20 protein-coding genes and 1 tRNA gene are annotated in these 25,180 nt (G+C 70.2%); 13 read left to right on the top strand and 8 right to left on the bottom strand.

Features of this window, described 5'->3' with window-relative positions:
* Positions 1-39 precede the first annotated feature (39 nt).
* The 3 genes from ABD197_RS13750 to ABD197_RS13740 all read left to right on the top strand — a co-directional run bounded on the left by ABD197_RS13750 (position 40) and on the right by ABD197_RS13740 (position 2,671).
* A complete protein-coding gene (locus ABD197_RS13750; protein WP_344055423.1) occupies positions 40-714 on the top strand; it encodes a response regulator transcription factor in 675 nt (224 codons plus the stop codon).
* Positions 707-2,038, top strand: coding sequence for a HAMP domain-containing sensor histidine kinase (locus ABD197_RS13745; RefSeq protein WP_344055422.1), 1,332 nt, complete (start codon positions 707-709; stop codon positions 2,036-2,038). The genes ABD197_RS13750 and ABD197_RS13745 overlap by 8 nt, the downstream gene beginning before the upstream one ends.
* Positions 2,039-2,107: 69 nt before the next feature.
* A complete protein-coding gene (locus ABD197_RS13740; protein ID WP_344055421.1) occupies positions 2,108-2,671 on the top strand; it encodes a PepSY domain-containing protein in 564 nt (187 codons plus the stop codon).
* A 399-nt stretch (positions 2,672-3,070) separates the two neighbouring features.
* On the opposite strand, the gene ABD197_RS13735 is transcribed toward ABD197_RS13740, so the two are convergent.
* The 4 genes from ABD197_RS13735 to ABD197_RS13720 form a co-directional block, all read right to left on the bottom strand.
* Entirely contained in the window at positions 3,071-4,270 is a 1,200-nt protein-coding gene (locus tag ABD197_RS13735) for a pyridoxal phosphate-dependent aminotransferase (RefSeq protein ID WP_344055420.1), read from the bottom strand.
* A 116-nt stretch (positions 4,271-4,386) separates the two neighbouring features.
* The gene (locus tag ABD197_RS13730; RefSeq protein WP_344055419.1) at positions 4,387-4,722 is read right to left on the bottom strand and encodes a YciI family protein; all 336 of its coding nucleotides are present in this window, start codon (positions 4,720-4,722) and stop codon (positions 4,387-4,389) included.
* A 93-nt stretch (positions 4,723-4,815) separates the two neighbouring features.
* Complete coding sequence (locus ABD197_RS13725) at positions 4,816-6,252, bottom strand: dihydrolipoyl dehydrogenase family protein (protein WP_344055418.1); 1,437 nt, start codon at positions 6,250-6,252, stop codon at positions 4,816-4,818.
* Between the two features lie 89 nt (positions 6,253-6,341).
* A complete protein-coding gene (locus ABD197_RS13720) occupies positions 6,342-7,958 on the bottom strand; it encodes a LuxR C-terminal-related transcriptional regulator (RefSeq protein ID WP_344055417.1) in 1,617 nt (538 codons plus the stop codon).
* A 119-nt stretch (positions 7,959-8,077) separates the two neighbouring features.
* On the opposite strand from ABD197_RS13720, the gene ABD197_RS13715 reads away from it, so the two are divergent.
* Positions 8,078-8,506, top strand: coding sequence for an Rv1352/Rv1906c domain-containing protein (locus ABD197_RS13715; protein WP_344055416.1), 429 nt, complete (start codon positions 8,078-8,080; stop codon positions 8,504-8,506).
* 120 nt (positions 8,507-8,626) lie between these two features.
* Here the strand turns inward: ABD197_RS13715 and ABD197_RS13710 are convergent, their stop codons facing one another.
* Both ABD197_RS13710 and aceB read right to left on the bottom strand, forming a co-directional pair.
* Positions 8,627-10,222 (bottom strand): isocitrate lyase, encoded by a 1,596-nt coding sequence (locus tag ABD197_RS13710; protein ID WP_344055415.1) that lies wholly within the window; start codon positions 10,220-10,222, stop codon positions 8,627-8,629.
* Between the two features lie 32 nt (positions 10,223-10,254).
* Positions 10,255-11,901 carry a malate synthase A gene (aceB, locus tag ABD197_RS13705; protein WP_344055414.1) on the bottom strand — a complete coding sequence of 549 codons (1,647 nt, stop codon included), beginning with the start codon at positions 11,899-11,901 and terminating at the stop codon, positions 10,255-10,257.
* A gap of 137 nt (positions 11,902-12,038) precedes the next feature.
* Between aceB and ABD197_RS13700 the strand changes: the two genes are divergently transcribed.
* Complete coding sequence (locus ABD197_RS13700; protein WP_344055413.1) at positions 12,039-13,517, top strand: helix-turn-helix domain-containing protein; 1,479 nt, start codon at positions 12,039-12,041, stop codon at positions 13,515-13,517.
* Positions 13,518-13,545: 28 nt separating this feature from the next.
* Here ABD197_RS13700 and ABD197_RS13695 read toward each other — a convergent pair whose 3' ends face one another.
* Both ABD197_RS13695 and ABD197_RS13690 read right to left on the bottom strand, forming a co-directional pair.
* Positions 13,546-14,919, bottom strand: coding sequence for an NAD(P)/FAD-dependent oxidoreductase (locus ABD197_RS13695; RefSeq protein WP_344055874.1), 1,374 nt, complete (start codon positions 14,917-14,919; stop codon positions 13,546-13,548).
* Positions 14,920-14,954: 35 nt separating this feature from the next.
* Positions 14,955-16,553: a PucR family transcriptional regulator gene (locus tag ABD197_RS13690; protein WP_344055873.1), complete on the bottom strand. Its 1,599-nt coding sequence runs from the start codon at positions 16,551-16,553 to the stop codon at positions 14,955-14,957.
* A 63-nt stretch (positions 16,554-16,616) separates the two neighbouring features.
* Here ABD197_RS13690 and gabT point away from each other — a divergent pair, with 63 nt between their 5' ends.
* The 8 genes from gabT (at position 16,617) to nusG (ending at position 25,035) form a co-directional block, all read left to right on the top strand.
* Positions 16,617-17,987 (top strand): 4-aminobutyrate--2-oxoglutarate transaminase, encoded by a 1,371-nt coding sequence (gabT, locus tag ABD197_RS13685; protein WP_344055412.1) that lies wholly within the window; start codon positions 16,617-16,619, stop codon positions 17,985-17,987.
* Positions 17,988-18,071: 84 nt separating this feature from the next.
* Positions 18,072-19,430, top strand: coding sequence for a flavin monoamine oxidase family protein (locus ABD197_RS13680; RefSeq protein ID WP_344055411.1), 1,359 nt, complete (start codon positions 18,072-18,074; stop codon positions 19,428-19,430).
* The gene (locus ABD197_RS13675; RefSeq protein ID WP_344055410.1) at positions 19,427-20,311 is read left to right on the top strand and encodes a universal stress protein; all 885 of its coding nucleotides are present in this window, start codon (positions 19,427-19,429) and stop codon (positions 20,309-20,311) included. The genes ABD197_RS13680 and ABD197_RS13675 overlap by 4 nt, the downstream gene beginning before the upstream one ends.
* 8 nt (positions 20,312-20,319) lie before the next feature.
* Positions 20,320-21,876 (top strand): APC family permease, encoded by a 1,557-nt coding sequence (locus tag ABD197_RS13670; protein ID WP_344055872.1) that lies wholly within the window; start codon positions 20,320-20,322, stop codon positions 21,874-21,876.
* Between the two features lie 34 nt (positions 21,877-21,910).
* Positions 21,911-23,278, top strand: coding sequence for an NAD-dependent succinate-semialdehyde dehydrogenase (locus ABD197_RS13665; RefSeq protein WP_344055409.1), 1,368 nt, complete (start codon positions 21,911-21,913; stop codon positions 23,276-23,278).
* A gap of 186 nt (positions 23,279-23,464) precedes the next feature.
* Positions 23,465-23,537, top strand: a tRNA-Trp gene (locus ABD197_RS13660).
* 45 nt (positions 23,538-23,582) lie between these two features.
* Entirely contained in the window at positions 23,583-23,849 is a 267-nt protein-coding gene (gene secE, locus ABD197_RS13655) for a preprotein translocase subunit SecE (RefSeq protein ID WP_344055408.1), read from the top strand.
* A gap of 52 nt (positions 23,850-23,901) precedes the next feature.
* Positions 23,902-25,035, top strand: coding sequence for a transcription termination/antitermination protein NusG (nusG, locus tag ABD197_RS13650; protein WP_344055407.1), 1,134 nt, complete (start codon positions 23,902-23,904; stop codon positions 25,033-25,035).
* The last annotated feature ends 145 nt before the right edge of the window (positions 25,036-25,180 follow it).

Here is a 25,180-nt window from a genome sequence, read left to right as displayed (position 1 = left end):
TTCAGGTGCGCTTCAGCCCCGATGCGCCACGATGGGAGCATGCGACTCCTGGTGGTGGACGACGAGCCGCGCCTGGCGGAGGGCCTCAAGCGGGGACTGGAGGCCGAGGGTTTCGCCGTCGACGTCGCGCACACCGGCACCGACGGGCTGTGGCTCGCCCGCGAGCAGCAGTACGCGGCGATCCTGCTCGACATCATGCTGCCCGGCATGAACGGCTACGTGGTGTGCCGCACCCTGCGCGACGAGGAGAACTGGACGCCGGTCCTGATGCTGACCGCGAAGGACGGCGAGTGGGACCAGGTCGAGGGCCTGGACACCGGCGCGGACGACTACCTCACCAAGCCGTTCTCGTTCGCGGTGCTCGTCGCCCGCGTCCGCGCGCTCATCCGGCGCGGTGCCGGCGCCCGCCCGGCGATCCTCCGCGTCGGCGACCTGGAGCTGGACCCCGCCGCGCGGACCGTGCGGCGCAGCGAGACCCCGATCGAGCTGACGACGCGCGAGTTCTCGGTGCTCGAGTTCCTGGTCCGGCGCGCGGGTGAGGTCGTGCCGAAGGCCGACATCCTCGGCGGCGTCTGGGACTTCGCCTTCGAGGGCGACCCGAACATCGTCGAGGTGTACATCGGGCACTTGCGGAGCAAGATCGACCGGCCGTTCGGCCGCGAGAGCATCCGAACCGTGCGCGGGGCCGGCTACCGGATCGACGCGGATGGCTGAGCGGCCGCGGGGTGGGCCGGGCATCCGCGCCCGTATCACCGCGGTGGCGGCATCCGTCGTCCTCCTCGCGCTCGCGCTCGGCGCCGTCGGCTTCTGGTTCACCCTGCGCGGCGCGCTGTACGGTCAGCTCGACTCCGCCGCGCAGCAGGATGCCGCGGCGTTCGCGGAGCAGGTGGACGCCTCCGGCCCGGAATCGCTCCCCGACATCGACGACGACCGGTTCTGGCAGCTGATCGACCGGGACAGCGGCGCGGTGGTCGCCGCGAGCGACGCCGCCGAGGACGTCGGAGCGCTCGCCGACCGCGAGGGGTCCGCGCCATCGCTCATCCGGCTCGATCCGGGAGATCCGCCGTTCGTCGTGGCGGTCGAACGCGAGGCCGGCGACTGGATCGTCGTCGCGGGACGCAGCACGGAAGAGGTGGATGTCACCCTCACCACGGTCGGCGTGCTCCTGGCGGTCTCGGTCCCGGTCGTCACGGCGATCGTCGCGCTCACGACGTGGTTCGCGGTCGGTCGTTCGCTCGCCCCGGTCGAGCGGATGCGGCGCCAGGTCGAGACGCTCTCGGCGAGCGATCTGTCGGCACGGGTGGACGAACCGGCCACGAACGACGAGATCGGCCGCCTCGCCCACACGATGAACGGCATGCTGAGCCGGCTCGACGAATCGCAGGTCGCGCAGCGACGGTTCGTCTCGGATGCGTCGCACGAGCTCAAGTCGCCGCTGGCGTCGCTGCGTCAGTTCGCGGAGGTGGCCCGTGCGCACCCCGACCGCATCAGCGCGGCGGAGCTGAGCGACGCCGTGCTCGACGAGGGTGGGCGGCTCGAGCGGCTCGTCCAGGGGATGCTGGTCCTCACGCGTGCGGACGAGGGAGGACTCGCCCTCCACCTGGGGGACGTCGACCTCGACGACCTCCTTCTGGCGGAGGCGGCCCGGCTGCGCGCGCTCGGCGGCATGACGGTCGATGTCCGCGGCGTGCAGCCGGCGCGCGTGCGCGGGGACGCGGCGCTGCTCCGGCAGGTGGTCCGGAACCTCGCCGACAACGCGGCCCGGCACGCTCGATCCGGTGTCGTGTTCACCGCCGAGCCCGCCGGCGGCGGCGCGGCGCTCACGGTGGAGGACGACGGTGCGGGCGTCGCCTCGTCCGAACGGAGTCGGATCTTCGAGCGCTTCGTGCGGCTCGACGACGCCCGCGCGCGCGACGCCGGCGGCAGCGGGCTGGGGCTCGCGATCGTGCGCGAGATCGTGCGCGCCCACGGGGGAGACGTGCGCGTGGATGCCGGCCGCTCAGGCGGCGCGCTGTTCGTCGTGACCCTGCCCGGCTGACCGTTTTCCGCGCTTCAGGTTGGCTTCAGGGGCCGCGCGGGATCGTGGAGTCCTACCCAGGAGGACACCATGCGCAAACCCATCATCTGGATCGCCGGCACCGCCGGAGCGATCGCCCTCATCGGCGCCGGCACGGCCGTCGCGTTCGCGACCGGCACCGCCGAGCTCCCGTTCGACGCCGACGACGTCGCTGTGACGCAGACCGACGACCGGCTCGCGTCCGGCGCGCCGTCGGACATCGAGGGCGCGATCGCGGCGGCGCTGAAGGAAGCCGGACCCGGTGTCGTGATCGACGCCGACATCGACGACAACGCGGCCTACGCCTACGAGATCGACGTGCGTCAGAACAGCGGTGGCATCGTCGAGGTCAAGCTCGACGAGAACCTGCAGGTCGTCTCGGCGCAGCCCGATGACCGGGGTGCGGCATCCGGTTCGGACGACGGCGTCCCGGACGCCGCGGACGCGAAGAAGGCATCGGATGCCGCGCTCGCGCACGTCGGATCGGGAACGGTCACGAGCGTCGAGCTGAGCGATGACGCCGACCACGTCTACGAGGTCGAGATCGACCTCGGCGACGGCAAGGACGTCGACGTGGAGCTCGACGGCGCTTTCACGGTGGTGAAAGCGGACTGATCCGCCGGTTCTCGGTTCCCGACGACGGGCTCGTCCTGACGGACGAGCCCGTCGTACGTCGTGCGGTGATCAGGGTGCAGATTCGCCGCCGCAGCGGCGAATTCGATGAGCAAGCGGCGCAGTCCCATGTCGGCTCCTTCGTGAGTGGGTTCACAAAGGCGACGCGCCGCAGGCGCCCCGGTCGACATCCCTGCCCGATCTCTCGCGAGGTAGTGGGTTTCCTCGCGAGATGGTGGGTTTCCCCGCGAGGTGGTGGGTTTCCCCGCGAGGTGGTGGGTTTCCTCGCGAGGTGGTGGGCACCATCTCGGGGGAGGATGCACCATCTCGGGGGAGGATGCACCATCTCGGGGGCGGAGGCACCATCTCGGGGGACGGGGACTCCGGCTCCGCGCGCTCGGATCAGGCGAAGAGCTCTTGCAGGCGCCGCACGCCCTCGAGCAGCTGCTCGTCGCCGAGAGCGTACGAGAGCCGCAGGTATCCGGACGGACCGAACGCCTCGCCGGGGACCACCGCGACCTCGACCTCCTCGAGGATCAGATCGGCCAGCTCGAGCGAGGTGGTCGGCGTCTTGCCGCGCCACGTGCGCCCGAGCAGACCCTGCACGTCGGGGTACACGTAGAACGCGCCGAGCGGGTTCGGGACCGTGACACCCGAGATCTTCGCGAGCTCGCCCACGATGAGCTGACGGCGCCGGTCGAACGCGACGCGGAACTCCTCCGCCTCGGTCTGCGGTCCGGTCAGGGCGGCGAGGGCCGCGCGCTGGGCGATGTTGTTCACGTTGCTGGACAAGTGCGACTGCAGGTTCGCGGCGAGCTTGATCGCGTCCTTGGGTCCGACCATCCAGCCCACGCGCCATCCGGTCATTGCGTAGGTCTTCGCGACGCCGTTCACCAGGATCGTCTGGGCAGCGGCATCCGGCACCGCCTCGACGATCGAGACGGCGCGCGCGCCTTCGTAGACGAGGTTCTGGTAGATCTCGTCCGAGATGATCCAGATGCCGTGCTCGACGGCCCACTCGCCGATCGCGGCGGTCTCCTCCGGCGTGTACACCGAGCCGGTCGGGTTGGAGGGGGAGACGAACACGAGCGCGGTCGTGCGAGGGGTGCGGGCGGCCTCGAGCTGGTCGACGGTGACCTTGTAGTCCTGGTCGGCGCCGGCGAAGACCTCGACGGGGATGCCGTCGGCCAGAGCGATCGCCTCGGGGTAGGTCGTCCAGTACGGCGCGGGCAGCAGCACCTCGTCACCCGGGTTCACCACGGCCTGGAACGCCTGGTACACGGACTGCTTGCCGCCGTTGGTGACGATGACCTGGCTCGGGTCGACCTCCAGGCCCGAGTCGCGCAGCGTCTTCGCCGCGATCGCCTCGCGCAGCACCGGAAGGCCGACGGCGGGCGTGTAGCGGAAGTTCGCCGGGTCGCGCAGGGCCTCGGCAGCGGCATCCACGATGAACTGCGGCGTCGCGAAATCGGGCTCGCCGGCGGCGTAGCTGATCACGGGTCGGCCGGCGGCCTGCAGGGCCTTGGCCTTCGCGTCGACCTTGAGGGTCGCCGACTCGGCGATGGCGGAGAGCTTGCGGGAGAGTGGGGCGCGTTCTGTCACGCTTCGAGCGTAGTCCGCGCCCTCACCTCCCGTGAGACGACATCTGCGCGTCGAAACGGTGGGCAAGCCCCACAGTCTCGACGCGCAGATGTCGTCTCAGCGACAGAGGGCGCCGGTCACAGATCCAGCGGCCAGGCGGGGCGGAGCTCGATGATCCCGCCGGTGGCCATCGGATGCCGCGACGCGAGCTCGATCGCCTCCTCCAGGCTGTCGCACTCGAGCACGTCGAAACCCGCGATCCACTCGTGGGTCTCTGCGAACGGACCGTCGGTGACGTGGATGGAGCCGTTGCGGCGGCGGATGGTCTTCGCGTCCGCGGGCGGGCGGAGCCGGTCTCCCTCGACGGCCTTGCCCGCGCCGTACGTCTCATCGACCCACTGCTCGATCGAGACAGGTCCTTCTTCCGTACTCTCCAGGCTGGGGTCGACGACGACGAGCATCAGGAACTTCATGGGGTGGTCCTTTCGTGAGGGTCACTCTCGGAGCGACGTTACGTGAGGACGACGTGCGCGGCATCCGTCGATCGACAACCGCGTCGAAAAGAATCAGGTCGCCGGAACGGCCTTCAGCAGGTCGCGCGCGGCCAGCCCGATGATCGCGCTGTAGGTCGGATAGGCGAACTTGACGCGCGCGAGGGTCGCGACGTCGATTCCGGCGGCCATCGCGGTCGTGACGGACTGGATGACCTCGACCGCGTTCTCGCCGACGGCGTGCGCGCCCAGGATGAGTTCGCGACGGTTGTCGGCGATGAGCTTGAGGAATCCGATGCCGCGGTCGTCGATCACGGCGCGCTCGAGGTCGGCGTAGCGCGCGACAGCGACGACGCAGTGCGGATCCCTCTCGCGCGCCTGCTCCTCCGTCAGTCCCACGCCGGCGTAGTCCGGATCGGTGAAGCCGCCGGCGGGGAGCAGGTGATGCGGGGTCCGGCGATTGGCGCCGAGCACCGCGTTCTCGGCGGCCGCCTCGCCCTCGAACTGCGCGGCCTGCACGAGCATGTCCTTGCCGTTCGCATCACCCACCGCGAAGATGTGCGACGCGGACGAATGGAAGTAGTCGTCGACCGGGATCGCCGAGCGCTGCACGTCGACTCCCGCGTTCTCCAGACCCAGGTCTTCGACGTCGGCGGGCCACCCCGTCGCCATCACGACCGCGTCGAAGACTTCGACATTCTCGCGGTCCGCGTCCGTCCAGGTCAGGGCGATGCGCTCGCCGTCGACCTTTTCGAGCTTCTGCACGCCGGTGATCCCGGTGTGCACCGCCATGCCCTGTGCACGGAATGCGTCCGTGACGACCGCCGAGATCTCGGCATCGGAGGCCATGAGCACGCGCGGCGCAAGATCGAGGATCGTCACGTGCGAACCCAGCGAATCGAAGACCGTGGCCAGCTGCATCCCCGTGTTGCCCGCGCCGATGATCGCGACCCGGCCGGGGAGTCGCGGGAGGTCGAGCACGTGCTCGGGCACGGTCGCGAGCTCCGCGCCGGGGATCGGGAGACGGCGCGAGTGCCCGCCGACGCACACGAGGATGCTCGATGCGCTCACTCGGCGCCCGGAGTCCAGCACCAGGGTGTGCGAGCTCTCGAACCGCGCGCGTCCCTCCTGCCGCAACACGATGCCGGCGTCGGCGAACCGGGCCGGCTCGCGCTTGATCGCCCGCACGCCGTCCACGCGCTCCCGCACGCGCGCGACGGTGCCGGGCCAGTCGACGGTGGCGTCGCCGATCTGGATGCCGTACGCATCGGCCGCGCGGATCTCCCGCATGAGCCGGGCGGCCTTGGCCAGCACGCGGGTCGGGACGCATCCGGTGTTCACGCATGTGCCGCCGGTGCGTTCGGTCGCCTCGAGCACGACCACCCGCGCACCGAGCTCGGCGGCGCGGAGCGCCGCCGCCGTTCCCGCGGGACCGGCACCGATGACGGCGACGTCGTAGTGCTCCGCCGAGGCGCCGGGTGCGGTATCCGTCTGGGTGTCGTGCAGGCTCATGCGCATCCTCCCGCCCGCGGCGGTCGGTGCGCCCCCGGGCGTTCTCATGATCCCATCGCCCCGGCCGGCCGGGGCCGGTTCCGCGGAGGTCAGGCTGCCGTCGGCGGCGGCTCCTGTCGGACGAGTCGTGCCACCTCCGCACGCGAGCGGACACCCCACCGCGCGAACACCGCTGCCACGTGCTTCTCCACCGTCGGGACGCCGATGCCGAGCTTCGCGGCGATGTGCTTGTTCGTCGCCCCGGTCGCGATCAGCTCGGCGACCGCGCGCTGACGGCGCGTGAGCGGGGGAAGGGACTTCGCCGCGGACGGCGAGGGGTCGGCTGCCCCGATCGCCGAACGGGTGGGCACGCCGAGGGTCCGCAGGATGCGCGAGACGTGCACCCGCACGGTGGCCTCCGACACGAACATCGCACGTGCGATCTGCGCGTTGGACAGCCCCCGCGCCAGCAGTGTCGCGACCTCCTGCTCGCGCGGTGAGAGCCCCGCCCACCCCGGTGCCGCCGGCGGGAGCCTGCGGCCGATGCGCCGCAGCTCACGTCCCGCGGCACGGCGGGCGGAGCGGTGTCCGGAGTCGAGCGCGCTGGCAGCCAGGTCGGTCAGAGCGCGGGCGGCGTCGCCGCTGCGATGTGCCGCGATGCGCGAGCGGGCGAGGAGGATCTCGGCTTCGATCGCCTCGACGCCGCGCTGCTGTCGCCGCGCATCCCGGGCGCTGCGTTCGGACACCGCGATCGCCGTGTCGAAGCTGCCGTCCAGGAGCGCGCGGTGAGAGGCCATGCGGTCCAGCGACGCGGTGGCCATCGGATGCCGGGCGAGGACCTGCGCGCGCTCGTGCCAGCGCGCGGCGCCGCGCGCGTCGCCTCGGGACGCGGCCTCGGCCACGAGCATCTCGAACCCCCAGGCGCGGTCGATGATGCGCAGATGCGACAGGTCCTCGTCTCCACCGGCGAGCACGATGAGCCGGGACGCGCGCCCGTGCTCGCCGATCGCGATCGCCGCGAAGGCGGCGAGGACGCGGCATCCCCTCGTCACCGCATCGACGATCGGGACGTCGCTGCGCTCCACCTCGGCGATCAGCGCGCGGGTCCGCGCACGTTCGTCCGCGCTGCCGGCCACCAGGGCGGCGCACGCGCGCGCGAACAGCGTGGGCACGGCGCCTTCGGCCGCGGCGATGCCCGCGTCGGCGTGCACGCGCGCCTGGCTCACGTCCCCACGGAACATGCTCGCGCGCGCCTCGAGTGCGTAGATGAAGACGGCGAACGGATGCCGGACCACGCCGAACAGGTCCCCATCGGTGGCGCGCATCCGGGCCAGGAGCGGGGTCGCGAGATCCAGCCGGGCGCCGGCGAGGGCGCCCTCCGCGAGGAGCACCCATACCGGGCGGGCCAGCGCGGCGGTGAGCGGTGCCGGATCGGCGAGAGCCGCGGACAGCGGGTCGTTCAGCGTCGCCGTGATCTCCAGGTCGGTGCAGCACGCCTTCGCGATACTCGCCGCCGCGCGCGCGAGAGCCCGGGCGTCGGGATCGCGGGCGTCCGCCACGGCGCGCGCCGCGCATCGGGCGGCGGCGTCGAAGTCGCTCAGCCAGACGAGCTCGAGGCTGTGCAGGGCGAGGAGGAAGGAATCGGGCGCGCCGTCGATGGCCGGGCGGATCGCCCCACCGCGCATCAGCCGCGCGAGGGTGTGGTCGAGCTCGGTCGGCCGATCCATGTGCTCACAGTAGCGACGGGTCCTCGCCGCGAATACGCCGAAACCCCCATGGATCGGCGGGCGTCGCGTCCCTAGCGTCGGGAGCAGCGGCCGGGGTGCCGTGGTGAGGAGGCACGGGGATGACGCGATCAGGTGGACTGCGGTGGCGGATGCTGGTCCTGGCGACCGCGGGAGCGCTCGCCGTCACGCTGTCCGGGTGCAGCCCGACAGCGCCCACGGACGAGGGTGCCGGGACGAGCGTGGAGGAGCCGGACGCGACCGCGGAGGACACGGGGGACGAGGTGGAGGAAGCCGGCGACGACGGCTCGGGGGAGTTCGTGGTCGTCGCCGGCACCGGCCGGTACGCCGTGGGCACCGACATCCCGTTCGGCGGCTATCAGCTCAGCGGCGAGCCGGCGTCGCAGCCGGACGGCTGCACGTGGTCGATTCAGGATGCCGACGGGGCGGTGGCGTTCGAGAATCAGGGCTCGTACGCCTTCCTGACGGACATCCCCGAGGGCTCGGTGTTCGTGACGGACGGCTGCCCCGACTGGGAGCAGTTCGAGTAGCTGGCCGGTTCGACCGCGAAACGGCAACCGAGCGCCGAGACCTAGGGGATTCCCCTGAGTCTCGGCGCTCGGTTGCCGTCTCGCGGAACAGCCGCCGCGGCGGGCGGTGCTGTCGGCGGATCAGCCGAACTGGTTCATCGTGTTGTGCGCGCCGCCGGCCTTGAGCGCCGCGTCGCCGGCGAAGTACTCCTTGTGGTTGTCGCCGATGTCGCTGCCGGCCATGTTCTGGTGCTTGACCGTCGCGATGCCCTCGCGGATCTCGCGGCGCTGCACGCCCCGCACGTACGCGAGCATCCCCTCGTCGCCGAAGTAGCCCTTCGCCAGGTCATCCGTCGACAGCGCGGCCGTGTGGTACGTCGGCAGCGTGATCAGGTGGTGGAAGATCCCGGCGCGCGCCGACCCGTCCTTCTGGAACGAGCGGATCTTCTCGTCGGCGAGGCGCGCGAGCTCCGTGCCGTCGTAGTCCACGTTCATCAGGTCGGCGCGGTCGTATGCCGACACATCGGCGCCTTCGGCCGCGAGCAGGTCGTACACCTGTTGACGGAAGTTGAGCGTCCAGTTGAACGACGGGCTGTTGTTGTAGACGAGCTTCGCGTTCGGGATCTCCTTGCGGATCTCGTCCATCATTCCCGCGATCTGCTCCACGTGCGGCTTCTCGGTCTCGATCCACAGCAGATCCGCGCCGTTGCGGAGCGCGGTGACGCAGTCCAGGACGCAGCGCTCCTCACCCGTCCCCGGGCGGAACTGGTACAGGTTGCTCGGCAGCCGCTTGGGGCGCACCAGCCGGCCGTCGCGCGTGAGGACGACGTCGCCCGTGCCCAGATCGGATGCCGAGATCTCCTCGACATCGAGGAACGCGTTGTACTGGTCGCCCAGGTCGCCCGCCGCGTGGCTGACGGCGAGCTTCTGTGTGAGTCCCGCACCGAGCGAATCGGTGCGGGCGACGATGACGCCGTTGTCGATGCCGAGCTCGAGGAACGCGTAGCGGACCGCGTTGAGCTTCGCGATGAAGTCGTCGTGCGGGACGGTGACCTTGCCGTCCTGGTGTCCGCACTGCTTCTCGTCGGAGACCTGGTTCTCGATCTGGATGGCGCACGCGCCCGCCTCGATCATCTTCTTGGCCAGCAGATACGTCGCCTCGGGGTTTCCGAAGCCGGCGTCGATGTCGGCGATGATCGGCACGACGTGGGTCTCGTACGTGTCGATCTGCGACTGGATGAACTCCGCCGCGGTCTCGTCTCCCGCCGCACGCGCCGCGTCGAGCTTCGTGAAGAGCAGGTCGAGCTCTCGGGCATCCGCCTGGCGGAGGAAGGTGTACAGCTCCGCGATGAGCGCCGGGACCGCGGTCTTCTCGTGCATCGACTGATCGGGCAGCGGCCCGAACTCCGAGCGGAGAGCCGCGACCATCCAGCCGGACAGGTACAGGTAGCGCTTGTTCGTGGACTTCAGGTGCTTCTTGATCGAGATGAGCTTCTGCTGCCCGATGAAGCCGTGCCAGACGCCGAGAGACTGCGTGTAGACGGATGAGTCGGCGTCGTACTCGGCCATGTCGCGGCGCATGATGTCGGCGGTGTACTGGGCGATCTCGAGCCCCGTCCGGAACCGGTTCTGCGCCCGCATCCGCGCGACGGCCTCGGGGTCGATCGCATCCCAGCTCGCGCCGTTCTGCTGCTTCAGAGCCTGCGTGGCGGTGATGTCGTCCTGGTAGTGGGTCATGTCGTGTCCTTCGTCTGTGGCGGAAAGAGGGGTCAGTCGGTTTCGACCAGGAACTTCGCGTACGCGGTCAGCGTGAGGAACGTCGGGAACTCCTCGCGCAGCGCCACCTCGCGGAACACTTCGGCGGCGTCCTCGAACCGGTCCTCGTCACGGCGGTCGGCCTCGGTGAGCACGCGCGTGATCAGGCCTTCGATGTAGTCGCGGGTGATCGGGGTGCCGTCCTCGGTCGTGCGGTCCTGGTGGATCCACTGCCACACCTGCGATCGCGAGATCTCGGCGGTGGCGGCATCCTCCATCAGGTTGTCGATCGCCACGGCGCCGAGCCCGCGCAGCCATGCCTCGATGTAGCGGATCGCCACCGACACGTTCGCGTACACGCCCTCCGCGGTCACCGGCCGGCCGATGTGCACGTCCAGCAGGTCGGCTGCCCGCACGTGCACGTCGTCGCGCTGGCGGTCGGTCTGGTTCGGTCGGTCGCCGAGCACGGCGTCGAACTCGGCCATCGCCGTCGGGATCAGGTCGGGGTGGGCCACCCACGTGCCGTCGAAGCCGTCGCCGGCCTCGCGCTTCTTGTCCGCGGCCACCTTCTCGAACGCCCGCGCCGTCACGTCGGGGTCGCGGCGGTTCGGAATGAACGCGCTCATCCCGCCGATCGCGAAAGCGCCGCGCTTGTGGCACGTCTTCACGAGCAGTTCCGTGTACGCCCGCATGAACGGCACGGTCATCGTGACCTCGCTGCGGTCCGGCAGCACGAAGCGCGCGCCGCGGCCGCGGTAGTTCTTGATGATCGAGAAGATGTAGTCCCAGCGTCCGGCGTTCAGACCCGCGCAGTGGTCGCGCAGCTCGAACAGGATCTCCTCCATCTCGAACGCGGCCGGCAGCGTCTCGATCAGCACGGTCGCGCGGATCGTGCCGTGCGGGATGCCGACATAGCGCTCGCTGAACGTGAACACGTCGTCCCAGAGCTTGGCCTCTTCGCTGGACTCCAGCTTCGCGATGTAGAAGTACGGGCCGCGGCCGTTCGCGATCAGCTGCTCGGCGTTGTGGAAGAAGTAGAGCCCGAAGTCCACGAGCGAGCCGGATGCCGCCATCTCGCGGCCGGCCCGGTCGGTGAACCGCAGGTGGGCCTCGCTCAGGTGCCAGCCCCGCGGGCGCATCACGATCGTGGGCGTCCGCTCGGCGGTGACCTCATAGGTCTTTCCGGCGTCGTTCGTGAACGACAGCTCGCCGCGGATCGCGTCGCGCAGCGACAGCTGCCCCTCGATCACGTTCTTCCACGTGGGGCTCGTGGCGTCCTCCTGGTCCGCCAGCCACACCCGCGCGCCGGAGTTCAGCGCGTTGATCGTCATCTTCGGGTCGGTGGGCCCGGTGATCTCCACGCGGCGGTCCTCCAGCCCCGGTCCGGCTCCGGCGACCCGCCATTCGGCGTCCTCGCGGATGTGCGCGGTGTCGTCACGGAAGCGCGGGTCGTGGCCGTTGCCGATCTCGAAGCGGCGCCGCATCCGATCGGCGAGACGGTCGTGACGGCGTCCGCCGAAGCGCTGGTGCAGTTCGGCGACGAAGGCCAGCGCCTCCGGGGTGAGGATCTCGTCGTACCGCGGGGCGAGACGTCCGACGACCTGAACGGCCGGCGCCGGCGCCGTGGTGGGGGCGGTCAGTGTGGCGGTTGCAGGTGTCATGTCCATGTCCTTCTGTGAACGGATGAGCGGCGGTGGTGCCGCCCGTGAGTCCACTGTGGGGTGAAGTTCGGGGTCCGAACCGACGAATGCCGGTGTGAAGTTTCGAGGAAATTCGCCATTCGTGACAGAATCGCGGCATGCAGACCTCGGGAACAGCGGATGCCGCCACGGAAGTCCTCGACGATGAAGAGGTGGATTCGCTCACGATCGGCCGCCGCATCCGGCAGCTGCGCACCGCGCGCGGCATGACGCTCGACGAGCTCGCGTCCGCGGTGGACCGCGTGCCGAGCCAGCTGTCGATGATCGAGAACGGTCGTCGCGAGCCGAAGCTCACGCTGCTGCGCTCGATCGCCCGCGCGCTGGATTCGACGCTGGATGCGCTGCTGGAATCCGAGCCGCTCGACGAGCGCGCCTCGATGGAGATCGCCCTGGAGCGGGCGATGAAGGGACAGACGTTCCAGGCGCTGGGGATCGCGCCGTTCCGGATCGGCAAGACCGTGCCCGACGACGCGCTGAAGGCCATGCTCGCGCTCCAGGGTGAGATCGAACGGCTGCGCGACGAGCGCGCGGCGACCCCGGAGGAGGCGCGGCGGGCCAACGTGGCGCTGCGCCGGCTGATGCGCACGCAGAACAACCACTTCCCGGAGCTGGAGAAGCAGGCGCTGGGCATCCTCGACGCCGTCGGGCACCCCGGCGGTCCGTTGACCCAGCGGACGGCATCCGACATCGCCGCCCATCTCGGCTTCACGCTGCACTACGTGTCCGACCTGCCGCAGACCACGCGCAGCGTCGCCGACATCAAGAACGGCCGGCTCTACCTCTCCAGCCGGCTCGCCTCGAAGGGCGACCCGCGCACCGCGGTGCTGCAGGCGCTGTCCAGCCGCATCCTCGGGCACACCGAGCCCACGAGCTACGCGGAGTTCCTGCGGCAGCGCGTGGAGACGAACTACCTCACGGGTGCCCTGCTGATCCCCGAGGATCACGCGGTGCCGTTCCTCCAGGAGGCGAAGGGCCGCAAGGCCGTGTCGATCGAAGACCTGCGCGACGCGTACTCGGTGTCCTACGAGACCGCCGCCCACCGTTTCACGAACCTCGCCACGGTGCACCTCGGCATCCCGGTGCACTTCCTGAAGGTGCACGAGTCCGGCACGATCACGAAGGCCTACGAGAACGACGACGTGAACTTCCCGACCGACCGGCTCGGGTCGATCGAGGGGCAGATGTGCTGCCGCAAGTGGACGTCACGCGTCGTGTTCGACGAGGACGATCACTTCAATCCGTATTACCAGTACACCGACACCGGCAACGGCACGTACTGGTGCACCGCGCGCGTCGAGCTCTCCAGCGAAGGCGCGCACTCGGTGTCGGTCGGGGTGCGCTTCGACGACACGAAGTGGTTCCTCGGGCGGGACACCCCGAACCGCGGCGTCTCGAAGCACTCGGTCGAAGTCTGCTGCCGTCGCGCTCCCGCCGACCTCGAGGCCGCATGGCGGGACAATTCGTGGCCCAACGTGCGGACGCCGCGGACGCTGCTCGCGACGCTGCCGACCGGGTCGTTCCCCGGGGTGGACACCACGGACGTCTACGAGTTCCTGGAGGCGCACGCGCCGCGCTGAGTCGCGCCGTCGCCCACCGGGGACGGGTTCAGCGCCCGGCGATCAGATCGGCCGCGTGAGCGAAGGCCGATGTGCGCGAGGACGAGCCGCGGGACTCCGCCCGGTCGGCGGCGCGGTAGGCCGTGTAGATACCGTGCACGGCGAGCCATCGGACCGGCTCGATCTCCCACCGCCGCGCGCGGTGACCGACCCACGGCAGTCGCGCGAGCTCGGTGTCGAGACCCAGGACGAGGTCGGCCAGCGTGCGCCCGGCGAGGTTCGTCGCGGTCACGCCGGTGCCGACGTAGCCCCCGGCCCAGCCGATTCCGGATGCCGCGTCCAGTCCGACCGAGGCCGCCCAGTCCCGCGGCACCCCGAGCACGCCCGCCCACGCGTGCGCGACGGGGATCTCGGCGGCGGCCGGGAAGAACGCGCGCAGAAGGGCGGTGAGCGAGCGGACGGTCCGCTCCTGCGTGCGGCCGTCGGCGTCGACGCGCGACCCGTAGCGGTAGGGCACACCGCGCCCGCCGAACGCGATGCGGTCATCCGCGGTGCGCTGCGCGTACATGTACACGTGCGCGAAGTCGCCCAGCACGTCGCGCCCGCCCCACCCGATCCGATCCCACGCCGCCGCCGGCAGCGGCTCGGTGACGATCATCGACGAGTTCATCGGCAGGACCGTGCGATGCTGACCCCGCAGGTCGGGCGTGAATCCCTCGGTCGCACGCAGCACGAACGGCGCCCGGACCGTGCCGCGCGTGGTGATCGCCCGCCCGGGCGCGATCTCGGTCACACGAGTGTTCTCGTGGATCACGACTCCGCGCCGCTCGACGGCTGAGGCGAGACCTGCGGCGAGCTTCGCGGGGTGCACGCGCGCCGCGTGCGGGTGCCACAGCCCGCCGAGCGCGCGGTCGACGGCGATCCGGGTCGCCGTCGCGGCGGCATCCCACTCCTCGACGTCGGTGTGCGGCCACGCATGCTCCGCGACGGCCGCGGCGTGCAGGCGTGCGAGCTGGGCGGGCGTGCGGGCGATGTTGAGCTCGCCGCCCTTGACGATGTCGGCGTCGATGTCCTCCCGGCCGGCGACGGCGATCACCTCGTCGACGGTCTCGTTCAGCGCCCGCTGCTGGGCGATCGCCGCGGCGCGGCCGTGGCTGCGCGCGTAGCGCTCGCGCCCGCCCGTGACCGAGTTCGTGAGCCACCCTCCGTTGCGGCCGGAAGCGCCGAATCCGGCGAAGCGCTGTTCCAGCACGACGATGCGCAGATCCGGCTGCGACGACGCGAGATAGTACGCCGTCCACAGACCGGTGTACCCGGCGCCGACGATCGCGACGTCGGCGTCGGTGTCGCCGGGGAGCGGCGGGCGTGGTGCGGGCGCGCCGCCGAGCTCTCGCCACCACCACGAGGTCTCGCCGTTGCGCACCGCCACCGGCTCAGGATAGCCAGCGCGGCGCGGAGTCAGCTCTCCAGGACGCGCAGCGCCGCCCACAGTTCGGCGCGGGCCGCGAACGACCCGAGGTCTCGCCCGAGCACCTGCTCCGCCAGAGCGAGCCGGGTCCGCACGGTGTGACGGTGCACGCCCAGCGAGCGCGCGGTGCTCTCGTGGGAGCAGTCGTCGTCGAACCACGCGCGCAGCGTCTGCATCAGGTGGGTGCCGTGTCGCTCGTCGTGCGCGAGGAGCGGACCGAGTTCGGCGGCGGCGAGCGTTCGGGACTGCGCGGTGAGCGCCGACAGCACCCCGGACGCGGCGACGTCCGCGAACGCGGTCACCGGGCCGACCCCGCGATCGCGCGCCAGGGTGGCCTGTCCGATCGCTGCGGCGAAAGCGTCGTAGCCGACGGGGTCGGACACCCCTACGCGCAGCTCGAAGCGTTCTGCCACTTCGTCGATCAGGGCGCGCTCGGCCGCGGGGACGACCATCACCAGGCCGTCGTCGCCGCGCCCGAAGAAGAGCGACCCGCGGCGCTCCTCGGCGCGCAGCTCCAGCAGCTCCGCGAGTCCGTCCGCCCGGGAGGAACGGGCCGCCGTCGCCCGACCGCCGGTTCCGGATGCCGCCGCCTCCGTCACGGCGACGATGACGGGCGCCGGGGGCAGGGGGCCCCACAGGTCGCGCGAGACCCGACGTGCCAGCGTGGGATCGTCGGTCACGAGCGAGTGCACGAGCCCGGCGCGCAGTGCGCCGCGCGCGCGGGCGAGACCCTGCTGCTGCTCGAGCGCGAGACCCGCCATCGCGATGACGGCAGTCACCACGCCGCGCCCCTCCTGATCGAGGTCGCCCGCGGCGATCGCGATGACACCGCGCAGGTGCCCGCCGCGGCCGAGTGTCTGCAACGAGAAGGCGGTGTCGCCGATGCGGAGCGCTGAACCCGCCCGAGCGCCACGACGCAGCACCGCGCCGACCTCGTCGTGCAGATCGCCCGAGGTTTCGGCGGCGAGGCCGCCGGCGGGGTGTTCACGAGTGAGCTCACCGGCCGCGTCGTACATCCCGACCCAGGTGCCGAGCTGTCGCGCGAGCTCCGCGACCGTCGCGCCGAGGCCGTCCGGGCGGAGCGCGGCGAGCGCGATCGCCCGCTGCGCGGCCAGAGCCCAGCTGCGCCGCGCGTAGGTCTGCGCCGCGATCGCCTCGGCGTTCGCGCGCGCGACCGCGATGAACGGCGTCCGATAAGGCACTTCGAACAGCGGCATGCCCTGCTCGCGGCACGCGGCGGCGAGCGGTGCCGGGATGCCCTCCCGCACGACTTCCGTCCCGAACCCGAGACCGACGACGCCGCGCTCGCCGAGGCGCCGCACGTACGCCGCCCACGCCTCGGCATCGTCGCCGGCGTCCTGGAACTGCGTGCCGGTGGTCAGCAGCACGAGCCCTTCCGACAGGAACGGCGTCGGATCGGCCAGGTCGGAGCTGTGCACCCAGCGCACCGAGCGATCCAGCGCCTCCGGCGCGACATCCGGCTCAGCCAGACGCAGCCTCAGGTCGGTGCGCGCGAGGAGGGCGCGAAGGGTCGGGGTGTCGGCGGCGATGTCCACGAGACCTCCTGAGATGTACTGCCCGTACAGCACGCTCAACAGAATGTACAACCTGTCAGGTGCAGCGCCGAGAAACGGCGGTCTACGCTCGCGACCATGAGCACGACTGCGACCGACACCCTGACCGCGCCCGTTCCGCTGGGCGGACCCACGCTCCCGCAGGAGCGCCGCATCGTCACCAGCATCCCGGGCCCGCGCTCGCAGGAGCTGCTGGCACGGAAGGCGGATGCCGTGGCCGCGGGGGTCGGGCACACCGTGCCGATCCAGGCTGTCGCCGCCGGCGGCGGCGTGGTCGTGGATGCCGACGGCAACTCGCTGATCGACCTCGGCGCCGGCATCGCGGTGACCACGCTCGGCAACGCGCACCCCAGGATCGTCGCTGCCGTTCAGGAGCAGGTGGCGCAGTTCACCCACACGTGCTTCATGGTCTCGCCGTATGAGTCGTACGTCGCCGTGGCGGAGGCGTTGAACCGCATCACGCCGGGCAGTCACGCCAAGAAGAGCGCCCTGTTCAATTCGGGCGCCGAAGCGGTGGAGAACGCGGTGAAGATCGCGCGGAAGTACACCAAGAAGCAGGCCGTCGTCGCCTTCGACCACGGCTACCACGGTCGCACGAACCTCACGATGGCACTGACGGCCAAGAGCATGCCCTACAAGAGCGGCTTCGGGCCGTTCGCATCCGAGGTCTACCGCGCGCCGATGTCCTACCCGTTCCGCGACGGGGGGCTCAGCGGGGCGGATGCGGCGCGCAAGGCGATCTCCGTGATCGAGAAGCAGGTCGGAGCGGACAACCTCGCCGCGGTCATCATCGAGCCGATCCAGGGCGAGGGCGGCTTCATCGTCCCCGCCGACGGCTTCCTGCAGGGGCTCCTCACGTGGTGCCGCAGCAACAACGTCGTCTTCATCGCGGACGAGATCCAGACGGGCTTCGCCCGTACCGGTGCGATGTTCGCAAGCGACCTGTTCGGCATCGAGCCCGACCTGATCACGACCGCGAAGGGCATTGCCGGCGGCCTGCCGCTCGCGGCCGTGACCGGTCGCGCCGAGATCATGGACGCGTCCCACGCCGGCGGCCTGGGCGGCACGTACGGCGGCAACCCGCTCGCGTGCGCCGCGGCGCTCGCCGCGATCGACGTGTTCGAGAACGACGGCCTCACCGAGCGCGCCGAGCAGATCGGCGCGATCCTCACCGACCGTCTCCGCCGCATGCAGAGCGCTGATCCGCGCATCGGCGACATCCGCGGACGCGGCGCGATGATCGCCGCCGAGTTCGTCGTCCCGGCCACCGGCGACGCCGACGGCACGCTGACCTCGACGATCGCGAAGGCGTGCATCGCGGAAGGCGTCATCGTGCTCACGTGCGGCACGTACGGGAACGTCATCCGGTTCCTGCCGCCGCTGTCGATCTCCGACGAACTGCTCCACGAAGCGCTGGACGTCGTGGAAGCGGCTCTCGCCGCAGCCTGAATCACCCGCGGACCGTCCGGTGGGGGAGCCGGGCGTGGCGCGGTCACCGTGCACTTCCCCCGTGTTTCGAGCAAAGGAGCCGACGTGGTCGAGCTGAACCGTGACGTCGTGATCGTGGGGGCCGGTGCCGCCGGCCTGACCGCCGCGAACGAGCTGAAGAAGGCGGGCCTGTCGGTCGCGGTGCTCGAAGCACGCGACCGCGTGGGCGGACGCCTGCACACCGACGTGATCGAGGGCGCCATGCTCGAGATCGGCGGGCAGTGGGTCTCGCCCGATCAGGACGCGCTGATCGACACGGTCGCCGAGCTCGGACTCGAGACCTTCAGCCGCTACCGCGACGGCGACAGCGTGTACGTCGGGCCGGACGGTGTCGCCAAGCGCTTCACGGGCGAGATGTTCCCCGTCTCGCCCGAGACGGAGGCGGTGATCGCCGAGATCACCGAGCGCCTGGATGCGATGGTCGCCGAGATCGACCCCGACCGTCCCTGGGCGCACGAGAAGGCCGCCGAGTGGGACTCGATCTCGTGGGATGCGTGGCTGCGCGCGCAGACCGACGACGACGAGGCCGTCCGCAACCTGGCCTTCGCGACCGGCTCGGCGATGCTCACCAAGCCGACTCACTCGTTCTCGCTCCTGCAGTCGCTCCTGATGGCGGCATCCGCGGGTTCGTATTCGCACCTCGTCGACGCCGACTTCATCCTCGACAAGCGCGTCGTCGGCGGCCTGCAGCAGGTTCCGCTGCTGCTGGCCGAGCGTCTCGGCGACGATGTGTTCCTCGAGCAGCCGGTCCGCACGATCGACTACTCCGACGGCGGAGTGACCGCGATCGCCGACGGCATGACGGTGCGCGCGCGGTTCGCGATCCTCGCCCTCGCACCGAACCTGTACCCGCGCATCTCGTTCGTGCCGGCCCTTCCGCGCCTGCAGCACCAGATGCACCAGCACATCTCGATGGGCTTCGTGATCAAGGTGCATGCCGTCTACGACCGCCCGTTCTGGCGCGAACAGGGCCTGTCCGGCACCGCGTTCAGCCCGTACGAGCTCTCACACGAGGCGTACGACAACACCAACCACGGCGATGAGCGCGGCACGCTCGTCGGCTTCGTCTCCGATCAGCGCGCCGACGACGTGTTCCGTCTGTCGGCCGAGGAGCGCAAGGAGCGGATCCTCGAGTCGCTGTCGCACTACTACGGTCCCGAGGCGAAGAACCCGATCGTCTACTACGAGAGCGACTGGGGCAGCGAGGAGTGGACGCGCGGCGCATACGCCGCGAGCTTCGACCTCGGCGGCCTGCACCGCTACGGCGCCGACCTGCGCTCGAGCGTCGGGCCGATCCACTTCGCGTGCAGCGACCTCGCCGGTGCCGGCTACCAGCATGTCGACGGTGCGATCCGCATGGGCCGTCTCGCGGCGGAGCAGATCCTCCAGGAAGCACGCGCATGAGCGGGCGGATCGTCGTCGGATATACCGCCACGACCGCCGGAGAGGATGCCGTCGCCCTCGGTGCGCGCCTGGCCGCGGCATCCGGATCCGCACTCGATCTCGTCGTCGTCCTGCCGGGCGACGACCGCAGCGTCATCACCCCGCCGGACGCGAGCTACGACCGCTACCTGACCGGTCAGGCGGGTGCCTGGCTGGAGGACGCGCACCGGCTCGTTCCGGCGGGCATCGCCGTCACGCCGCACGTCCGCTTCGCCGATTCGTTCGCGGAGGGCCTCGTGGCGGCCGCCGACGAGTTCGGCGCGTCGCACATCGTGGTCGGCGCGGCGAACGGTGGTCTGCGCGGGCGCCACCGTCTCGGCTCGGTGGCCACCGAGCTCCTGCACTCCTCCGATGTGCCCGTCGTGCTCGCTCCCGAGGGGTCGCGGCGCGTGGACCCGGCGACCGGGATCACCCGCATCACCGCGGCCGTGGGCACCCGCCCCGGCGCGGACGCGCTTCTCGAGGAGGCGACGTCGCTCGCGACCTCGACGGGCGCCGAACTGCGGCTGCTGTCGCTGGTCACGGTCGACCTGCCGGCGAGCATCGACACCGGCGTGATCAAGGTCGCCGGCGCCGCGCATGCCGATCAAGTGCTCAGCCGGGCGCGGGCCGCGCTCTCCGACGTGGACGCCGAGGTGGTCGTCGGCAAGGGCGACAGCATCGAGGACGCCGTGGCCCACTTGAGCTGGGAGCCCGGCGAGCTCGCGGTCGTCGGATCCAGTCGTCTCGCGCAGCCACGGCGGCTGTTCCTCGGCTCTACGGCGGCGAAGATGCTGCACGAGCTTCCTGTTCCGATGATCGTGGTGCCCCGCACGCGCGTCTCTGAAGGAGTGTCGCAATGAGCGAACACATGGGCGCTGCGGCGCCGCTCGCGTCCGCGGGCGAAAAGGGTGCCAAGACCGATCTGTCCAAGAAGGGCCTGAGCGCCGGCACCGTGGGCCTGATCGGCGCGGTGGTGATCGGCATCTCCTGCATCGCCCCCGCCTACACGCTGACGGCCGCCCTCGGCCCGGTGGTGTCCGAAGTGGGCTTCCAGGTGCCGGCGATCATCATCGTCGGCTTCATCCCGATGCTCCTCGTCGCGTTCGGCTACCGCGAGCTCAACCGCTCGATGCCCGACTCGGGCACGTCGTTCACGTGGGCCACCCGCGCGTTCGGCCCCTGGGTCGGCTGGATGGCGGGGTGGGGGCTCATCGCGGCGACGATCCTCGTGCTGTCCAACCTCGCCGGCATCGCGGTCGAATTCCTCTTCCTCCTGATCGACCAGATCGCCGGAAGCCCCGGCACGATCGCGGAGCTCGCCTTCAACCCGTTCATCAACGTCGCGGTGTGTCTGCTGTTCATGCTCGGGGCGACGTTCGTGTCCTACCGCGACATGCAGACCACGCAGAAGCTGCAGTACGTCTTGGTCACGTTCCAGGTGCTCGTGCTCGTGATCTTCTCGGTCGCCGCCTTCGCGCACGTCGCCCAGGGCAACGCGTTCGACGCGAGCCCGGTCGAGCTGTCGTGGTTCAACCCGTTCGCGGTCGGCGACTTCGCCGCGGTCGTCGCGGGCCTCTCGCTCTCGATCTTCATCTTCTGGGGGTGGGATGTCACCCTCACGATGAACGAGGAGACCAAGGACCCCGAGAAGACGCCGGGGCGCGCCGCGACCCTGACGGTGCTCACGATCTTCGCGCTGTACCTGCTGATCTCGGTCTCTCTCCTGGCGTTCGCCGGCACCGGGACGGAAGGACTCGGTCTCGGCAACGAGGACATCCAGTCGAACGTGTTCTTCTACCTGTCCGGGCCCATCCTCGGACCGTTCGCGTTCCTGGTCTCCCTCGCGGTGCTGACGAGCTCGGCATCATCGCTGCAGTCCACGTTCGTCTCGCCGGCGCGCACGCTCCTGGCGATGGGCCACTACGGCGCACTGCCCGGTCGCTTCGCCGAGGTGAGCCCGCGGTTCTTCACACCGGGCTTCGCGACGATCGTCTCGGCGGTCGTGGCGTCGGTGTTCTACGCCGTGATGCGCTTCATCAGCGAGGACGTGCTGTGGGACACCATCACGACGCTCGGCATGATGATCTGCTTCTACTACGGCATCACCGCGTTCGCGTGCGTCTGGTACTTCCGCAAGCAGTGGTTCGACACGACCCGGAACGTCTTCTTCACGTTCCTGTTCCCGCTCGTCGGCGGCGTCATCCTGCTGTTCCTGTTCGGTAAGACGCTCATCGACAGCATGAGCCCCGACTACGGCAGCGGATCCAACATCGGCGGCTTGGGGCTCGTCTTCATCCTCGGTGTCGTCGTGATCGGGCTCGGCATCGTGATCATGATCTGGCAGGCGATCAAGCGTCCGGCCTTCTTCCGCGGCGAGACGATTTCCCTCGACGCACCCGCGAGCCTGCGCCGCGCGCGCCGGTGACCGGCAGAGTAGATATCCCAGCGAACGGAGAAACATGAGTGACTACAAGGTCGTCAACCCCGCGACGGGGCAGACGCTCGCCGAATACCCGCTGACGACGGATGCCGAGCTCGAGCAGGCGCTCGCGTCGGCGTACGAGGCCGCCAAGGGGTGGGCGCACACCTCCGCGGTGTCCGAGCGCGCCGGGCTCCTGCGCCGCGTCGCGGAGCTCCACCGGGAGCGCCGGGACGAACTGGCGGCGACGATCGTCCGCGAGATGGGCAAGCCCCTCGAGGCTGCTCTGGGCGAAGTGGACTTCGCCGCGGACATCACGGAGTTCTACGCCGACAACGCCGAGCGGATCATGAAGGACGAGCCGATCGACATCCTCGCGGAGGGCACCGCGGTGATCCGCCGCTCGCCGCTCGGCGTGCTGCTGGGCATCATGCCGTGGAACTTCCCGTACTACCAGGTCGCCCGCTTCGCCGCGCCGAACCTGCTCGTGGGCAACCCGATCCTGCTCAAGCACGCACCTCAGTGCCCGGAGTCCTCCGCCGCGATCGAGGACATGTACCGTACGGCCGGCTTCCCCGACGGGGCGTACACGAACCTGTACATCACGAACGACCAGGCGGCGACGGTGATCGCCGACCCCCGCGTGCAGGGCGTCTCGGTGACCGGTTCGGAGCGCGCCGGCTCGGCCGTCGCCGAGGTGGCAGGACGCAACCTCAAGAAGGTCGTGCTCGAGCTCGGAGGCTCGGACCCCTTCATCCTGCTGTCCACGGACGACCTCGACGCCGCGGTCCAGGCCGCCGCCGACGCGCGCCTGGACAACACGGGCCAGTCGTGCAACGCCGCCAAGCGGTTCATCGTCGCCGACGACCTCTACGAGCCGTTCGTGGAGAAGTTCACGGCGATCCTCACCGGCGCGAAGGTCGGAGACCCGTTCGCCGAGGACACCGTGCTCGGCCCGCTCTCCTCGGAGCTCGCGGCGCAGCGCCTGCAGGAGCAGGTCGACAAGGCCGTCGCGCAGGGCGCGACGCTCGTGGCCGGCGGCACGCGCGACGGGGCGTTCTTCCCCGGCACGGTGCTCACGGACGTGACCCCGGAGATGGACGCCTACCGCGAGGAGTTCTTCGGTCCCGTCGGCGTGGTCTACCGGGTCCGGGACGAAGACGAAGCGGTGCGGATCGCGAACGACACCCCGTTCGGCCTCGGATCGTACGTCTTCACGACGGACGCCGAGCAGGCCGAGCGCATCGCCGACAAGATCGACGCGGGCATGGTCTACGTCAACCTCGTCCTGGCGGACTCGCCCGAGCTCCCATTCGGCGGCGTGAAGCGCTCCGGCACGGGCCGCGAGATGGGGCTGCTCGCTGCGGACGAGTTCGTGAACAAGAAGCTCGTGCGCATCGGCGCGTGACCCTCGGCATCCGTCCCGCGCCCGCCTTTCGCGGCGGGCGCGGGTTCGCCCGGGTGCAAGGCATGCCGTACACTGGAGCGTGCAGTTGAAGTCTGCATTCTTTCGCCGTGCCCGGTGCTCGGGCCAGCTCCCTCTCATCCAGGTTGTGGTGAAAGACTGTGGACATCCCGAGGCCGTGAGGTCTCTAGGGCGGTAGCTCAATTGGCAGAGCAGCGGTCTCCAAAACCGCAGGTTGCAGGTTCGATTCCTGTCCGCCCTGCGCGTCAGCCGAAGCTGACACACGGAAGGTAATCAGGTGGTCTCGATGGTCCAAGACGAGCCGAAGGGCGAAATCGTCCCCTCGGGCGCCGGTGCACCCCGGGAGAAGAAGCCCAACATCTTCGCCCGCATCGCACTGTTCATCCGTCAGGTGCTCGCCGAGCTCCGCAAGGTCGTCACGCCGACCCGCCAGGAGCTCATCAAGTACACCGGCGTGGTGCTCGGCTTCGTCATCATCATGATGGCTCTGGTCTACGGGCTCGACCTGCTCTTCGTCTGGGTCACGACCGTCGTCTTCGGCGTCCCGGCCTGACCATCTGATTCGCACGGGGTGCAGCCGCTGCTCCCGAAGGAAGAGAACGCAATTGTCTGAAAGATATGTCGACGACGCCGATTGGGCGACCGCTGCCGAGCAGTCCTCGGAGGACGACGAAGCCCAAGAGGGCAACATCCTCGCCGAGGAGGACCGCGCGAACACGCCGGCCGAGCACCTCGCCGTGCACATCGTGGACGAGGACGAGGACGGACTCGAGGACCTGGACGACATCGACATCGACGACCCGGAGGCGGACGCGATCGTGAACGACGCTCTGAACATCGACGAGGCCGCTGAGGTCGAGGCGGCCGCCGAGGTGCTGACCGACTCGCTGGCCGAGGAGGAGGCGGAGTACGCCGCCGAGCACGCCGACGACGTGACCCCGTACGACGGCCCGGACGTGAACGGCGATGAGGACGAGCCGGTCCTCGACGCCGAGTTCGTCGCCGACGTGGATGCCGCCGCCGGTGTCGTGGACGAGGTCGAAGCCTCCGTCGACGCGGCGGACGCGGCGATCGCCCCGGTGGATGAGGACGCCGCCGACGACGAGTCCGACGTCGACGAGGACCCCTACGAGACGTTCCGCACCGAGCTGCGCATGCTCCCCGGCAAGTGGTACGTCATCCACTCCTACGCCGGCTTCGAGCGCAAGGTGAAGGCCAACATCGAGCAGCGCAAATCCACGCTCGAGGTCGAAGAGGACATCTACCAGATCGAGGTCCCGATGGAGGACGTCGTCGAGATCAAGAACGGTCAGCGCAAGATGGTCACGCGCGTCCGGATCCCCGGCTACGTGCTCGTGCGCATGGAGCTCAACGAGGACACCTGGTCGGTCGTCCGCCACACGCCCGGTGTCACCGGCTTCGTCGGCAACGCGCACAACCCGACGCCGCTGCGCTTCGAAGAGGCCTTCAACATGCTCAAGTCCCTCGTCGAGGTCAAGGAGGTCGCGCCCGCCAAGGGTGCCGCCGCCAAGGGCAGCCAGGCCGTCGCGCGCAGCATCCCCGCCGAGGTCGACTTCGAGGTCGGCGAGACCATCACGATCAAGGAGGGCTCGTTCGCGGGTCTTCCCGGCACGATCAGCGAGATCAAGCCCGAGAGCGGCAAGCTCACGGTCCTCGTCTCGCTCTTCGAGCGCGAGACCCCGGTCGAGCTGTCGTTCGACCAGGTCACTAAGCTCTGATCCACTCGGATCCCGAAAGCGCCTCGTCTTCGACGGGGCGCTTTCGCTTTGCGCCCGCGCTCGGCCGCGTCGACGTGCACGATGACGGAGATGCGCGCGATGACGGATGCTGAGGGCGCAGAGGATCCGTCATTCTGCACATCTC

Source organism: Microbacterium lacus (assembly GCF_039531105.1).
GTDB classification, from domain to species: domain Bacteria; phylum Actinomycetota; class Actinomycetes; order Actinomycetales; family Microbacteriaceae; genus Microbacterium; species Microbacterium lacus.
This window is presented reverse-complemented; position numbering and strand designations above follow the sequence as displayed.

Coding starts and splice junctions, on each gene's coding strand:
- ABD197_RS13700 (WP_344055413.1), top strand. CDS start 12,039: ATGCAGACCTCGGGAACAGCGGATGCCGCCACGGAAGTCCTCGACGAT.
- aceB (WP_344055414.1), bottom strand. CDS start 11,901: ATGACACCTGCAACCGCCACACTGACCGCCCCCACCACGGCGCCGGCG.
- ABD197_RS13720 (WP_344055417.1), bottom strand. CDS start 7,958: ATGGATCGGCCGACCGAGCTCGACCACACCCTCGCGCGGCTGATGCGC.
- ABD197_RS13745 (WP_344055422.1), top strand. CDS start 707: ATGGCTGAGCGGCCGCGGGGTGGGCCGGGCATCCGCGCCCGTATCACC.
- ABD197_RS13730 (WP_344055419.1), bottom strand. CDS start 4,722: ATGAAGTTCCTGATGCTCGTCGTCGTCGACCCCAGCCTGGAGAGTACG.
- ABD197_RS13665 (WP_344055409.1), top strand. CDS start 21,911: ATGAGTGACTACAAGGTCGTCAACCCCGCGACGGGGCAGACGCTCGCC.
- ABD197_RS13675 (WP_344055410.1), top strand. CDS start 19,427: ATGAGCGGGCGGATCGTCGTCGGATATACCGCCACGACCGCCGGAGAG.
- ABD197_RS13715 (WP_344055416.1), top strand. CDS start 8,078: ATGACGCGATCAGGTGGACTGCGGTGGCGGATGCTGGTCCTGGCGACC.
- secE (WP_344055408.1), top strand. CDS start 23,583: ATGGTCCAAGACGAGCCGAAGGGCGAAATCGTCCCCTCGGGCGCCGGT.
- ABD197_RS13725 (WP_344055418.1), bottom strand. CDS start 6,252: ATGAGCCTGCACGACACCCAGACGGATACCGCACCCGGCGCCTCGGCG.
- ABD197_RS13740 (WP_344055421.1), top strand. CDS start 2,108: ATGCGCAAACCCATCATCTGGATCGCCGGCACCGCCGGAGCGATCGCC.
- ABD197_RS13710 (WP_344055415.1), bottom strand. CDS start 10,222: ATGACCCACTACCAGGACGACATCACCGCCACGCAGGCTCTGAAGCAG.
- gabT (WP_344055412.1), top strand. CDS start 16,617: ATGAGCACGACTGCGACCGACACCCTGACCGCGCCCGTTCCGCTGGGC.
- ABD197_RS13670 (WP_344055872.1), top strand. CDS start 20,320: ATGGGCGCTGCGGCGCCGCTCGCGTCCGCGGGCGAAAAGGGTGCCAAG.
- ABD197_RS13750 (WP_344055423.1), top strand. CDS start 40: ATGCGACTCCTGGTGGTGGACGACGAGCCGCGCCTGGCGGAGGGCCTC.